The sequence below is a fragment of the Rhodoferax sp. LS1R11 genome, assembly GCF_056521395.1.
Map to the genome: position 1 here is coordinate 21,254 of NZ_JBWMAW010000003.1, position 13,578 is coordinate 34,831.

A 13,578-nucleotide genomic window follows, 5' to 3' on the forward strand; every position below is an offset into this window, starting at 1 on the left:
GTCTACTCGGCCTTGATGCCACGGGTGGCAATCACGCCCCCCAGCAAGGCGGTGTCGAGCTTGATGCGGTTGGCCAAGCCTTCGGCGGAGGTGCCCGCTACCTGCCAGCCCTGTTGAAACAGTTTTTGGCGCATCTCCGGCGCGCGGGCGATCTCGCTGAACAAGGCCGACAGCCTGGCCACCACCGGTGGGGGCAGGTTGTTGGGGGCCGCCACCGCGTTCCATATTTCCAGATTAAAGCCCTGCACACCCGCTTCGGTCATGCTGGGCAACTCGGGCACCAGGGTGCTGCGCACACTGGAAGTCACACCGATCGCGCGCAACTTGCCCGCCTTGATCTGGGCCATGGCCAGCGCAGGGGGCAGCATCGACAACTGCAACTGCCCGCCCAGCATCGCATTGGCCACCTGGGGGTAGCCGGGGTAGGGCACATGCACCGGGTTGATGCGGGCCTTGCTTTTCAAAAATTCCATGCCGATATGCCCCACGGTACCCACGCCCGGTGAGCCGTAGCTCCATGTGTCGCCGGCCGTGCGTGCCGCCGATAAAAAGTCTTTGGCGCTGGCACCAGGTGCGCCCACGGGCGCCGTCAGCACCAGGGGAGACGTGCCAATCAGGCTCACCGGCGTCAGGTCCTTGAGCGGATCGTAGGCCAGCCTGGGGTTCAGCAGCCGGGCAATCGTCATGTTGCCATTAATCATGAGCCCGAGGGTATGTTGGTCGGTGGCCTTGGCCACATAGTCAGCGGCAATATTGCCGCCTGCGCCGACCTTGTTTTCCACGATCACGGCTTGGCCCAGGGCCTTGGCAAGCGGTTCGGCGAGCGTTCGCGCCGTCAGGTCGGGCGACGACCCGGCCGGAAAGCCCACGATGAGGCGCACCGTGCGATTGGGCCAGTTTTCGCTTGTTTTTAAGGTTTTTTGGGCTGTAGCCCCCGTAGATAGTGCGCAGGAAGCTATGAATAGCATAGCAAGTCGAAGGGGCGGTCGTGACATGGATGTTTCGTGAATAAAAAATGCCCCTGAGGCAGGAGCCATCAGGGGCATTGTGCCGGGCCGGCTGGAGGTCAGGCGTATTCGATCAGAGTTTTCTTCATCTTCTTCATGGCGGCCACCTCGATCTGGCGAATGCGTTCGGCGCTCACGCCGTACTCGGCCGCCAGCTCGTGCAAGGTCATGCCGCCCGAGTTGTCATCGTTTACCTTGAGCCAGCGCTCCTCCACAATCCGGCGGCTGCGGTCATCCAGCGCTTCCAGTGCGGTGGCAATACCGTCGCTGGACAACACATCGCGCTGGTGCGCCTCGATCATGGCCGTGGGCTCGTGCTTGGTGTCCGTCAGGTAGGCAATCGGGCCAAAAGCATCCTCACCGTCGTCGGACGGGCTGGGATCCAGCAGCACATCGCCGCCCGACAGGCGGGTTTCCATCTCGATGACTTCTTCGCGCTTGACCTTGAGCGTGGCGGCCATGGCGTCAATCTGGTCCTCATTGAGCGTCTCTCGGTGCGTGCCCACGTCCGCTGCCGCATCGTCCGATTTGTAGCGCTGCTTCATGGAACGCAGGTTGAAGAACAACTTGCGCTGCGCCTTGGTTGTGGCCACCTTGACCATGCGCCAGTTTTTCAGGATGTATTCGTGAATCTCCGCCTTGATCCAGTGCATGGCGTAGCTCACCAGACGCACGCCCTGGTCCGGGTCAAAGCGTTTGACGGCCTTCATGAGACCCACATTGCCTTCCTGAATCAGGTCGCCGTGTGGCAGACCGTAGCCCAGGTATTGGCGGGAAATCGACACCACCAAGCGCAGGTGCGAAAGCACCAGCTTTCCAGCCGCATCCAAGTCATTGTCTTGGCGGAACTTGCGCGAAAACTCCTGCTCTTCCTCAAGGGTGAGCATAGGCAAACGATTGGCCGCCGAAATATAAGCGTCCAGATTGCCCAACGGCGGCACCAGCGACCACGGATTGGCAACCGCGAGGGCAGCCCCCGAAACTCCAGTTTGATAAACCATACCAGAACTCCTTTTCGTCATTGATGGAATATTAGCACTCTATGTGATTGAGTGCTAAGCCATAAGTTCAATGAGGTTGATAGTGATCAACTAGAGCCATCGCGGTGTGCGGGCAATCTTCCCATGGCAATACCTTGCATCCACAGTGAGGTACGTCGTTGGCGGATCCGGGTAATGTCTGCGGGGACTTGTCCATGGCGCCCGGCAGTTCGGTGGCCGCTTCCAAAGAGGGAATCCAGCGGAGGAACGGTGTGAGGTCTGCCACATCGACGATGTACCAAAGCTTTTGTTTGGCGTCCCAGCGGGCGCCCAGTGTCTTCACGGCATCTTTTTCAGCAAAAGGTGTTTTCAAATTGATTCTCATCCGGCGAATTATCCGTGGTGGCACCCATGACAGGGTCAGGCCGAATGGGCTTCGGATCGACTTTTGTGGTGAGTCGGCACTATCATCAACGGATGTCTGGCCTGAGTTTTTTAAAAGATCGCTGCCTTTGGGCCATCACCCTTTCGCTGGTACTGGTACTCGCGCTGGGTGGATGCAGCACCACGCTACCGAGCCAGCGTGAAGCGTCGTCCGCGGACGTGTGGGCCGTGCCGTCGAGACTCTCGCAGGAACAGGCCCATGACATCACCATCTATGCGCTAGGTCTTGTTGGCACGCCCTACCGGTACGGTGGCAACACGCCTGATGCCGGGTTTGATTGCAGTGGCCTGATTGGTCACGTCTACAAAAGCAGGGCAGGTGTCACACCCCCACGAACGGTCTCACGCCTTCAAAGCTGGGGGCAACTGGTGCCGGGTGAAGGCATCCGTACGGGCGACCTGGTTCTCTTTGGCCAGGGCGCGGAGCCCACGCATGCGGGAATCTATGTTGGTGACGGCCGGTTTGTCCACGCACCGGCCACGGGTGGGCAAGTCAGGCTTGACCGATTGAATTCAAAGTACTGGGCATCGCAGCAGGTGGCTTTTCGCCGACCTTGAATCCTTCACGCCTCACAAGGTTATGGGGTCACCCGCCATGGCCATCACACTGACCAAGACCAGCTTCACGGCCAGCCAGGTTCCGGCGACGATGAGCCACGATTTCCATTTGACCCTGGGCACATTGAACGTGTTTTCAGACAGCGTGAAGACTACAGCGCAGACCGCGCCAAACAACAGGCCCGAGAGCGCCTGGTACAGTTTTTCTTGCCAATAAGTGTCCAGCTCAGCGTCAATCGGTTGAAACAGCTGGACGATTTCGGCGAACAACAACCAGCGTACGGTGTAACCGCGCCACCGGTTCCAGATGCCAGAGCGGGCAGATGCCCAGTGGGCTTTCGTTGGCGTTGACGACGGCATGCATTTGGACCGGTTAAGAGGGTCATGCATTTTAGGCTGTGGTCCAGCCGTTGCCGGGGCTACACGCCGAGGTAAGTCGCCAAATCAGGGCTTTGCGCCACATCAATCGCCGCCCCGCTGAGTACCACCTGACCCTTTTGCAGCACCAGCGCGTGGTCCGACTGGGCCAGCACCTTGCGGTAATCGCGGTCCACGATCAGCGTGGCAATGCCGCTGCTGCGGATCTGAGCAATCACGCGCCAGATTTCAGTCACGATAAGGGGCGCCAGGCCTTCGGTAGCTTCGTCCAGCACGATCAACTCCGGGTGCGTCATCAGGGCGCGGCCAATCGACAGCATCTGCTGCTCGCCGCCCGATAGTTGGGAACCCAGGTTGGTCAGGCGCTCCTGCAGGCGCGGAAAAGTCTCCATCACCCGCTCAAACGACCAGTCGTTGCGGCCATCCAGGCCACGCCGTGCCGCCATCACCAGGTTCTCACGCACGGTCAGGTTGGGGAACACGCCGCGTCCTTCGGGCACATAGGCCACGCCCAGGCGGGCCACCTCGTGCGGTTTGAAGCGCGAAGCATCTTGCCCGAACAGGCTGATATGGCCATCGCGCTGGGACACATGGCCCAGCAGCGTGCGGATCAGCGTGCTCTTGCCCATGCCATTGCGGCCCAGCAGTCCCACAGTCTCGCCACGCGCCATTTGCAGCGCTACGCCATGAAGAATATGGCTGGAGCCATACCAGGCGTTGATGCCACGGGCATCGACGATCAATTCTTGGCTCATCTCAATGTTCTCCCAGGTAGGCCACGCGCACTTCGGCGCTGTTGCGCACAAAGTCCGGTGTGCCGGATGCGATCACGGCGCCGTTGACCATCACCGTGATGCAGTCCGCAATGCGAAAAACAGCATCCATGTCGTGCTCCACCAGCAAGATGGCGTGACTGGATTTCAGCTCGGCCAGCAGCGTGAGCATGCGTTCGGTTTCTTCTGCGCCCATGCCGGCCAGTGGCTCGTCCAGCAGCAGTACCTGAGGTTGGGTGGCCAGGCACATGGCAATCTCCAGTTGGCGTTTCTGGCCGTGTGACAACAGCCCGGCCGGGCGGTCCAGCAGGCCGCTCAAACCCGCGCGCGCTGCCGACGCTTGCGCGGCGCTGGTACTGGCCTCACAGCGTTGCGCATTGCGCCACCACGTCCAGGGCTTCTGGGTACGGGCCTGCGCAGCCAGTCGGCAGTTCTCCAGCACGGTAAAGCTCGGGTAGATGGTGTTGCGCTGGTAACTGCGCCCCAGACCAGTCTGGGCACGACGGGGCTGTGACCAGTTCGTGACGTCTGTGCCCAGCAATTCCACCTGCCCGCTGGACGGCGGAATTTCGCCCGACAGAATGTTGATCAGGGTGGATTTTCCGGCACCGTTGGTGCCAATCACGGCGTGCACGGTGCCGCGCTCCAGATCGATCGACACGCGATTGAGTGCCACGAGCCCCCCCCAGAGGCGGGTGATCTCGCGCCCGCGCAGCAGCATGTCAGACTGAGCCATTTGTCACCTCCTTTGTGTTGGTGGCACGTGCACCCGTGAGCCGTCCGCGCAGGCGTGCCGTCAGTTGCTCCGGCACACCCACCAGGCCACGCGGCAACAGTGCCACGCTGGCGATGATGGTCAGGCCCAGGCCCAAATGCCAATGTTTTGAAAAATCGCCAAAGACGGCTTCTGATTTGAAAAACTCCTGCAGCAGCGCAAAGGCAAATGCCCCCAGCAACGCGCCGCGCAAGTGCCCCAGCCCGCCCAGAATGATCATGATCAGCACCTCGCCCGACAAGTGCCAGCTGATGAGTTCCGGGTTGACAAAGCCGTCCTTCACCGCAAACAGAAAACCTGCCAGACCCGCAATGCCGCCCGAGATCACAAACGCAGCCAGTTTGTAGGGGTAGGTCGAAAAACCAGTGGCCCGCATACGCTGCTCGTTGACCCGAATGCCCGCCAGCGCACGGCCAAAGCGTGAACGCAGCAACAAGGCCAAAAAGCCAAAGACCCCCAGCAGGCAGGTCAGCGTGAAGCCGTACAGCACCAGCGGCTTGTTCAGGTCCAGCAGCGAACCCAGCACCGGTTTGCTCAACAGGTAGATGCCATCGGTGCCGCCGCCCAGGGGCGTGTCATGCACCACGTAGTAGGCCATCTGGGCAAACGCCAGCGTTACCATGATGAAGTACACGCCCTTGGTACGCAGCGACAAGGCGCCCACCAACAAGGCATACACCGCGGCCGCCAGCACGCAGGCCGGCAGCAGCCACAGGAGTGACGCGGTACCGTCCTGCGGCGTCAGCAGCACCGTGGCATAGGCCCCAATGCCGAAGAACGCCGCCTGCCCGAAACACACCAGCCCGGTGCTGCCCACGAGCAGCTCCAGGCTCAGGGCAAAAACGGCAAAAATCATGATCTTGGTCGCCAGATCAATGCCGTATTGACCCGCAGCCAGCGGAAACAGGGCCAGTGCCGCAAAGGCGAATGCCACAAAGATAAATTTGGATTGCTTCATTTGAGTGATCTCAGTTTCAGCCAGCCTTGAACAAGCCATCCGGCTTCCACAAGAGAATCAGCGCCATCAGCACATAGACCAGCACGCCCGAAGCCTGGGGCAAGAGCACCTTGCCAAAGGTGTCCACCACGCCAATCAGCAGGGCCGCCAGCAAGGCACCCCGGATGGAGCCAATGCCACCAATCACCACCACCACAAAGCAGATGATCAACACACTGTTGCCCATGCCCGGGTAGACCGACGACACGGGGGCCGCCACCATGCCGGCCAGCACGGCAATGGCCACCCCCGCGGCAAACACCACCCGGTAGAGAAACTTGATGTCAATACCCAGCGATTGCACCATCTCGCGGTTGGTACTGCCGGCGCGAATCATCATGCCCAGCCGGGTGCGCGTGAACACAAAGTACATGCCCAGTGCCAGCGCCAGGCACACGCCCGAGATGAAGAGGCGGTACACGGGGTAAGTCATCAGATCCCCCAGCGGGAGCGTGCCAGCCAGAAAGTCCGGCAGCTTGACGCCATACACATCGTCCCCCACCAGCAGGCTGCGCAACTCCTCAAACACCAGAATCAGACCGTAGGTCATCAACACCTGCTGCAGGTGTTCACGCTCGTACAGAAAGCTGAAAAAAGCCCACTCCAGCACATAGCCCAGCAGCACGGCCAGTACCAGTCCGACGAACAAGGTGGCAAAAAATCCGCCGCCAAACGTGGACTCGACGATGGGTGCCAGGGCATATGCCATGTAGGCACCAATCATGTAGAAGCTGCCGTGCGCCAGGTTGATGACGCCCATGATGCCGAAGATCAGCGTCAGCCCGGAAGCCACCAGAAACAGCAGCAAACCGTATTGCAGCGCGTTCAGGCACTGGATCAGGAAGGTGGTTAAGTCCATTGAGGAGAGCCTTGTGCACCCCGCCGCTGCACACAGCCGCGGGGCTTCAGGTGAATGAAATGATGTGACGCGCTTTACATACGGCAGCCACGGCCCGGATCGGTGAGCGCCTTGCTGGCCACGCTCACCACCTTGTTCTCCTTGGCGCCAACCTGGCGCAGGTAAATATCCTGCACCGGGTTATGCGACTTGGACAGGGTGAAGGAACCCCGCGGGCTGTCGATCTTTGCCTTTTCAATGGCTCCTGTGAACTCTGCCTTTTTATTCATATCCCCCTTCACCGCCGCCAGGCCAACGCCCAGCATCTGTGCTGCGTCATAGCCCTGCACCGCGTACACATCGGGCTGCAATTTGTAGGTCTTGGCGTAGGACAGGCGGAACGCGTTGTCACGCGGCGTACCCAGGCTGTCGGCATAGTGCAGCGTGGTCAGCAGGTCGGCCGCGTCTGCGCCTTGTGCTTCCAGCGTGCCATCCGTCAGGAAGCCAGCGCCATACAGCGGAATACTCTTCTTGAGACCGGTTGCTGCATAGTCCTTGACGAACTTGACCGCCCCACCGCCTGCAAAAAAAGTGTAAACCGCATCGGGCTTGGCGGCGGCAATTTCGGTCAGCAGCGCCTGGAACTCCACGTTGGGGAAAGGCAGGTTCAGCTCCTTGATCACCTTGCCTCCCGATTTTTCAAACGCTTCCTTGAAGCCGCGAACCGACTCATCACCCGCCGCATACTTCCAGGTAATCGTCACCACTTTTTGGTGGCCCTTCTTGGCCACCACCTCGCCCATGGCGTAGCCCGGTTGCCAGTTGGAAAAGGAGCTGCGGAAAATATTGGGCGCGCACATCGCGCCGGTCACGGCATCAGCGCCGGCGTTGGGCACGATCAGCACGGTGCCGGTGTCCTTGGCCACCTTGGCCATGGCCATCGCCACGCCAGAATGCACCGAACCAATCAACACATCGACGTTGTCACGCTTGATGAGCTTGTTCACGTTGTCGGTGGCTTTGGACGGATCGGACTCGTCGTCTACCTTGATGAATTCAATTTCGCGCCCGCTGAGCTTGCCACCCTGCTCGGCCACATACAGGCGAAATCCGTTCTCGATGGCATTGCCCAGCGCGGCGAATGTGCCGGTGTAAGGCAACATCAAACCCACCTTGAGTTTGGGCTGTGCTTGCGCGTGCGCTGGCACGACCGACAAGGCCGCCAGGGCAAGGGCTGTGGCGGTGCTGATCAGTGTTCTGCGGGATGGGTTCATGGTGTGTCTCCGGTTTGTTGTGTGATGAAGGCGCAAGCAGTGGCGATCAGACGTTCGGTCTGATCGCGATGCGGTGAATGACCGCAATTGCCCAGTTCGAGCAACTCGGTCTGTGGTACGCGACGTGCGATGCCACGAATCTGTTCCAGTGTGCCGTATTCGTCGTCCAGGCCTTGCACGGCCAGCAGCGGGCAGCGGATGGCGTCGATCTCGGCTTCGATCGTCCAGGCTTTGAACGGCGGATGCAGCCAGATGCGGTTCCAGCCCCAAAAGGCGGAGTCGGGGTCGTCGTGGTATTTGGCAAGACGCTGGGGCAGGTCTGTTTCCAGATAAGCGGTCCGAGCTTTTTCGATGCTAGTCACCGACAGGTCTTCCACCAGAATGTGTGGCGCCAGCACGATGGCGCCAGCAATGCGTTCTGGGAATGCCGCCGCGTACAGGAGCGTGATTGACCCGCCGTCGCTGTGGCCCAACAGCCAGGGCGGCTGGGCCACAGTGTCCACACCCAGCGCCGCCAGCAAGGCCGGCAGCACCTCATGTGCTTGCCGGTGCATGAAGTCCAGGCCCCAGGCGTCCTCCGCCGCACGCGGCGTGGAACGGCCGTAAGCGGGCCGCGAATACACCAGTCCGCGACAAGCCGCGGCCTCGCACAATTGCCGTGGAAAATCTTTCCACATCGCCAGCGAACCCAAACCTTCGTGCAAAAAGATGATCAGCGGCGCACCCGCTCGATCGCGCCCGATCCACTGGTGCTCGATGCGGACCTGGCGCCCGGCCCAGTCGATCTCGATAAAGCGCACCACTTCGCTCATCGGGCCGCTTCGGATTCGCGCAGCTTGAAACGCTGGATTTTTCCGGTGGCTGTCTTTGGCAGGTCGGCAATGAAAACAATCTGACGCGGGTATTTATAGGGCGCCAGTTTGTCTTTGACGAAGGCTTTTAACTCGGTATCCGTGGCCTGCGCACCGGCCTTCAGCACCACAAAGGCCTTGGTCTTGGTCAGCCCATCGGCATCGATCACGCCGATGACAGCGGCTTCCAGCACCGATGGGTGCTGCACCAGCGTGGCCTCCACCTCAAACGGGGACACATAGATGCCACTGACCTTGAGCATGTCGTCGCTGCGGCCGCCATAGGTGTAGCTGCCATCGTTGTTGCGGATGTACTTGTCGCCGCTCTTGGTCCAGCCGCCCTGGAAGGTCTCGCGTGTTTTGGCGCGATTGCCCCAGTACATCATCGCCGCCGAGGGGCCATGGATATAGAGGTCGCCTGGCTCGCCATCCGGCACCGGCTTGCCGTCGTCATCACGCAACTCGATATCGTAGCCCGGCACCGGCCAGCCGGTGGTGCCGTAACGAACCTTCTCCGGCAGGTTTGACAGGAAGATGTGCAACATCTCTGTGGAGCCAATGCCGTCCACAATGTCAACACCGAAGTGGCGCTTGAAGCGTTCGCCGAGTTCGGACGGCAAGGCTTCTCCCGCTGATGAAACCAAGCGCATGGCCACAGCGGACCGCTCGGGTAAATTGGGTGATGCCAGCATGCCTGCAAACCCCGTTGGGGCACCGTAGAACACGGTCGGTTTCACACCGCCCACATGACCGAGCCAGCGCTTGAAGGTGGCATCGGGCGTTGGCCGTTCAGCCATCAGTATGGACGTGGCACCCACGCTCATGGGAAAGGTCAATGCATTGCCCAGGCCGTAGGCAAAGAAGAGTTTGGCGGCCGAAAAACAGGTGTCGTTTTCTTTCAGGTCCAGCACGCCCTTGCCGTACAGCTCTGCTGTCCAGTAGGGGTTTGCGTGGGAGTGCACTGTGCCTTTTGGCCGGCCGGTCGAGCCAGATGAATAGAGCCAGAAGCCTGGGTCGTCAGGGCCGGTGGCCGCTGGCTTGTTCAGCGGTGAGTGAGCCTGCACGAATGTCTCAAACTCCATTTCAGCCGGATGTAGCGGCGCGACAGGGGTTGACACGATCACCTTCGTCACCTCGTGGTCGCACTTGGTCATCGCCGCCGTCAATGCGGGCAACAACGTGCCCGACACCATTACCGCTTGCGCCCGGGAATTCTCCAGCATGTAGGCGTAGTCATCTGCCGTGAGCAGGGTGTTCACGGCGACTGGCACCAGACCCGCATACATGGCGCCAAGAAAGCTCACCGGCCAGTCGTTGCAGTCTTGCATCAGCAGCAACACGCGCTCCTCGCGCTTGATGCCAAGCGCACGCAAGCCGGCAGCGACGCGGCGTACCCGCTCGTCGAGCTGGCCATAGGTGAGCACGCCCTCGTCGTCGACGAATGCGGCTTTGGCGGCCCGTTCGGTGTTGCAGGCCAGCAAGTGCTGCGCGAAGTTAAACGCGTCGGCGGGCGGCAAGACGGTTGAAGCGTGGGTTGTGGGGGTAGAGGAAGTCATCGAGGTTTCCTGATCGGTCGTTCGGTGGGTCGTGGCGTTCTGGCACCGCTCATGCGGTTGCGGTGGTGCCCAGCGCCGCCAATACCACGGTGCTGGCCTGCACCGCACTGCGGCGGTGATAGAAACCCAGTGCGCGCAAACCGCCCAGCTCTTCACCGCCCCCCGCCCGGCCAGGGCCGCCATGCAAGGACTGGGGCATGACGTTACCGTGGCCGGTGTGCAGCTGCGCCACATCCGGTGAGATCACGTGCACGCGGCCATGGCTATCGGCCAATTCGAGCGCCACAGCAGCCAGCGCAGCCGGGTCGGCGCCATACAGCGAGGCCACCAGCGAGCCTTGCCCGCGGCGCACCAGCACCAGCGCGTGGGCGGCATCGCGGTACGGCATGAGCGTGGCGACGGGGCCAAACACCTCTGTGTCATGCGCCCGATCCGCAGCATCCGCGTTACGTGCGCCCAGCAGTGTGGGACCGACGCAGCAGGCCACTGCAGGGTCGGCATCCACCAGCGCCTGCGTGGCGCCGTCGTACAACACCTCGGTCTGTTGTTTCAAATAAACCAGGCCGTCACGCACGGTCGCCAGTTGCTCGCGGTTCACCAGCGCGCCCATGCGCACCGTGTCATTACGGGGGTTGCCGACCGTGGTTTTGGCCAGCCGTGCGCCAATGGCTTCAGCCACCGGGGCATAAACAGCCTCGGGCACAAAAACACGGCGAATGGCGGTGCACTTCTGGCCGGACTTGACGGTCATCTCGCGCACCACTTCTTTCACCAGCAAGTCAAACGCGGCGCTGCCGGGCACAGCGTCCGGCAGGAGCAGTGCCGAGTTCACGCTGTCCGCCTCAATATTGACGCGCACAGAGCGTTGCGCCACCGCAGGGTGAGAACGGATGATGGCCGCCGTGGCCGCCGAGCCAGTGAAGGACAGCACATCGAAAGTCTGCAAGGCATCCATCAGCCCTGCCGAACTGCCACACACCACCGACAGCGCACCGGGTGGGAAGATGCCGGCGTCCACCACATCCTTGACCATGCGCTGGGTCAGCCAGGCGGTCGCTGTGGCGGGCTTGACGATCACCGGCACACCGGAGAGCAGCGCCGGCGCGGCCTTCTCCCACAAGCCCCAGCTCGGGAAATTGAAGGCGTTGATGAACAGCGCCACGCCGCGTGTCGGGGTCAGTACATGCTGTGATTGAAACAGGGGGTCTTTGCCCAGGCGTGCGGCCTCACCATCGAGCATGAAGCGGCGGTCACCCAGGGATTCACCCAGCTTGGCGTAGGTGCCCAGGGTAAAGATGCCACCGTCAATGTCCACTGCCGAGTCGTTTTTTACGGTTCCACTGTTGGCGGTGGCGATCTCGTAATAGGCATCGCGATTGGCTTGCAACACCTTGACGGCTGCGGCCAGCATGCTGGCGCGTTCACGGTAGGTCAGCGCACGCAGGGCGGCACCGCCTTGCTCACGGGCGAAGGAAAACCCTGCATTGAGGTTCAGGCGCGTCGCGTCCACACGCACCAGCTCTGTGCCCAGCACAGGGTCAAACAAGGCGCTACCCGCGCCCGTACCGGTTTGCCACTGGCCAGCGAAATAATTGGAAAGCAGTTCTGACATGGGATTTCTTTAGGTTTTTTGGAATCAACGGGTGAAGTCAATGCGGCCTTCAGGCAGCAGGTACAAGACGAGGGCACGGCCCTGGCTGACCGTGGGTTGGTGCGCGCTGCCCGGTGGGCAGACCAGCCAGCCGGCAGGGCGGCCGTCAAATTGCGCGCCTTCGTCCATGGGCATGATCAGGTCGATCTCGCCATGGGGATGGGCGTGGTGCGGGCCGGCAATGTCGGTCATATCGACCACATCCACCGAAAAACCGTGCAGGTCCGGGGCGGGCTTGAAAATGCGTCCGTAGCGCACGCCGCCGCCTTCGCGGTCGCACAGCCAGCCCTCGGCCACACCGGCTTCGCAACTTTGAAGCAATTGGGTATAGGTGACGCTGCCAACGCCGTGTTCGGCGTTCAGCCAGGCGTCCAGGTCGGCATCCAGCGGGCGCCCGGCCAACTGGGCACTGAGGGCGGCGATCTGTTCGCGAAATTGAGTGGGTGACATCCGTGAGGCTCCGTGGTTACTATTCTGCTTGCACATTTTTAAAACATGAATTATTGTGCAAACACGAACAATAAAGTCTCACCTACACCATGTCAAGCACTATATTGCAGTTATCCGGGTTAGTACCTAGTCCAGCCCCGACAGAAGCCGGGCAAGAAAGAAACCCTTTCCTCGCCGCCCTGGGTGACCGGGTGCGCAGTCTGCGCGCCCGCCGCGGGATGACCCGCAAGGCGGTGGCGCTGGCGGCCGATGTCTCCGAGCGGCATTTGGCCAACCTGGAATATGGCGTTGGCAACGCCTCTATCTTGGTGCTGCTGCAGGTGGGGCGCGCCCTGCAGTGTTCGCTGGGTGAGCTGATTGGCGATGTGACCACCTCTTCCCCCGAGTGGTTGTTGATCCGTGAACTGTTGGAGCAGCGCGACGAAGCCACCCTGCAGCGGGTACGCGTGACCATTGGCGAGATGCTGGGCACCGGTGGTGGTCTGGCGGCCCACTGCCCGCGTGTCGCCCTGATCGGCCTGCGCGGCGCCGGCAAGTCCACCCTGGGCCAGCAACTGGCGGATGACCTGGGTTTCCCCTTTGTGGAGCTGAGTCGCGAAATCGAGAAATTTGCTGGCTGCAGCGTGTCGGAAATCCAGGCACTCTACGGTGTGAATGCGTACCGTCGCTACGAGCGGCGAGCGCTGGAAGAGGCCATCCAGATCCATTCGGAAGTGGTCATTGCCACACCTGGTGGCCTGGTGTCCGATGCGGCCACCTTCAACCAGTTGCTCACCCACTGCACCACCGTCTGGTTGCAGGCTGACCCGGAAGATCATATGAAGCGGGTTGCCGCACAAGGCGACCTGCGTCCGATGGCGGCCAGCAAGGAGGCCATGGAAGACCTCAAAGGCATTCTGGCGGGTCGCGCCGCTTTTTATTCCAAGGCTCAACTCAAGCTCAATACCAGTGCGCAGTCACTGGAGCCCACCTTTCTGGCCCTGCGTGGGATGGTTCGACAGGCACTGCAACTCCCCGACTAAATTCCGGGGCTCCTGAAAATAAGC

At 61.2% G+C, this 13,578-nt stretch carries 15 protein-coding genes; 2 read left to right on the forward strand and 13 right to left on the reverse strand.

What is annotated here, in order from left to right:
- Positions 1–2 precede the first annotated feature (2 nt).
- The 3 genes from AC097N_RS04805 to AC097N_RS04815 form a co-directional block, all read right to left on the reverse strand.
- Positions 3–995, reverse strand: a complete 993-nt coding sequence (locus AC097N_RS04805; protein ID WP_479579609.1) for a Bug family tripartite tricarboxylate transporter substrate binding protein — start codon at positions 993–995, stop codon at positions 3–5.
- 71 nt (positions 996–1,066) lie between these two features.
- Positions 1,067–2,008: an RNA polymerase sigma factor RpoH gene (rpoH, locus tag AC097N_RS04810; RefSeq protein WP_479579610.1), complete on the reverse strand. Its 942-nt coding sequence runs from the start codon at positions 2,006–2,008 to the stop codon at positions 1,067–1,069.
- A gap of 67 nt (positions 2,009–2,075) precedes the next feature.
- Positions 2,076–2,360 (reverse strand): DUF5710 domain-containing protein, encoded by a 285-nt coding sequence (locus AC097N_RS04815; RefSeq protein WP_479579611.1) that lies wholly within the window; start codon positions 2,358–2,360, stop codon positions 2,076–2,078.
- A 104-nt stretch (positions 2,361–2,464) separates the two neighbouring features.
- Between AC097N_RS04815 and AC097N_RS04820 the strand changes: the two genes are divergently transcribed.
- On the forward strand, positions 2,465–2,989 hold the full coding sequence (locus AC097N_RS04820) for a C40 family peptidase (RefSeq protein ID WP_479579612.1): 525 nt from the start codon (positions 2,465–2,467) through the stop codon (positions 2,987–2,989).
- Positions 2,990–3,001: 12 nt separating this feature from the next.
- Here the strand turns inward: AC097N_RS04820 and AC097N_RS04825 are convergent, their stop codons facing one another.
- From AC097N_RS04825 to AC097N_RS04870, 10 genes are all read right to left on the reverse strand, one after another.
- Positions 3,002–3,379 (reverse strand): hypothetical protein, encoded by a 378-nt coding sequence (locus AC097N_RS04825; RefSeq protein WP_479579613.1) that lies wholly within the window; start codon positions 3,377–3,379, stop codon positions 3,002–3,004.
- 29 nt (positions 3,380–3,408) lie between these two features.
- The gene (locus AC097N_RS04830) at positions 3,409–4,122 is read right to left on the reverse strand and encodes an ABC transporter ATP-binding protein (RefSeq protein ID WP_479579614.1); all 714 of its coding nucleotides are present in this window, start codon (positions 4,120–4,122) and stop codon (positions 3,409–3,411) included.
- A 1-nt stretch (position 4,123) separates the two neighbouring features.
- Positions 4,124–4,876, reverse strand: coding sequence for an ABC transporter ATP-binding protein (locus tag AC097N_RS04835; RefSeq protein WP_479579615.1), 753 nt, complete (start codon positions 4,874–4,876; stop codon positions 4,124–4,126).
- Positions 4,863–5,873: a branched-chain amino acid ABC transporter permease gene (locus AC097N_RS04840; RefSeq protein ID WP_479579616.1), complete on the reverse strand. Its 1,011-nt coding sequence runs from the start codon at positions 5,871–5,873 to the stop codon at positions 4,863–4,865. Before AC097N_RS04840 ends, AC097N_RS04835 begins: the two co-directional genes overlap by 14 nt.
- Positions 5,874–5,889: 16 nt before the next feature.
- Positions 5,890–6,771, reverse strand: a complete 882-nt coding sequence (locus AC097N_RS04845; protein ID WP_479579617.1) for a branched-chain amino acid ABC transporter permease — start codon at positions 6,769–6,771, stop codon at positions 5,890–5,892.
- 74 nt (positions 6,772–6,845) lie between these two features.
- Positions 6,846–8,024 (reverse strand): ABC transporter substrate-binding protein, encoded by a 1,179-nt coding sequence (locus AC097N_RS04850; RefSeq protein WP_479579618.1) that lies wholly within the window; start codon positions 8,022–8,024, stop codon positions 6,846–6,848.
- Complete coding sequence (locus tag AC097N_RS04855; protein ID WP_479579619.1) at positions 8,021–8,836, reverse strand: alpha/beta fold hydrolase; 816 nt, start codon at positions 8,834–8,836, stop codon at positions 8,021–8,023. The genes AC097N_RS04850 and AC097N_RS04855 overlap by 4 nt, the downstream gene beginning before the upstream one ends.
- Complete coding sequence (locus AC097N_RS04860; protein ID WP_479579620.1) at positions 8,833–10,431, reverse strand: benzoate-CoA ligase family protein; 1,599 nt, start codon at positions 10,429–10,431, stop codon at positions 8,833–8,835. The genes AC097N_RS04855 and AC097N_RS04860 overlap by 4 nt, the downstream gene beginning before the upstream one ends.
- A 49-nt stretch (positions 10,432–10,480) precedes the next feature.
- Positions 10,481–12,043, reverse strand: coding sequence for a 3,4-dehydroadipyl-CoA semialdehyde dehydrogenase (locus tag AC097N_RS04865; protein WP_479579621.1), 1,563 nt, complete (start codon positions 12,041–12,043; stop codon positions 10,481–10,483).
- Between the two features lie 24 nt (positions 12,044–12,067).
- On the reverse strand, positions 12,068–12,532 hold the full coding sequence (locus tag AC097N_RS04870) for a DUF4863 family protein (RefSeq protein WP_479579622.1): 465 nt from the start codon (positions 12,530–12,532) through the stop codon (positions 12,068–12,070).
- An 89-nt stretch (positions 12,533–12,621) separates the two neighbouring features.
- On the opposite strand from AC097N_RS04870, the gene AC097N_RS04875 reads away from it, so the two are divergent.
- Positions 12,622–13,554, forward strand: a complete 933-nt coding sequence (locus AC097N_RS04875; protein ID WP_479579623.1) for a helix-turn-helix transcriptional regulator — start codon at positions 12,622–12,624, stop codon at positions 13,552–13,554.
- Positions 13,555–13,578 lie beyond the last annotated feature (24 nt).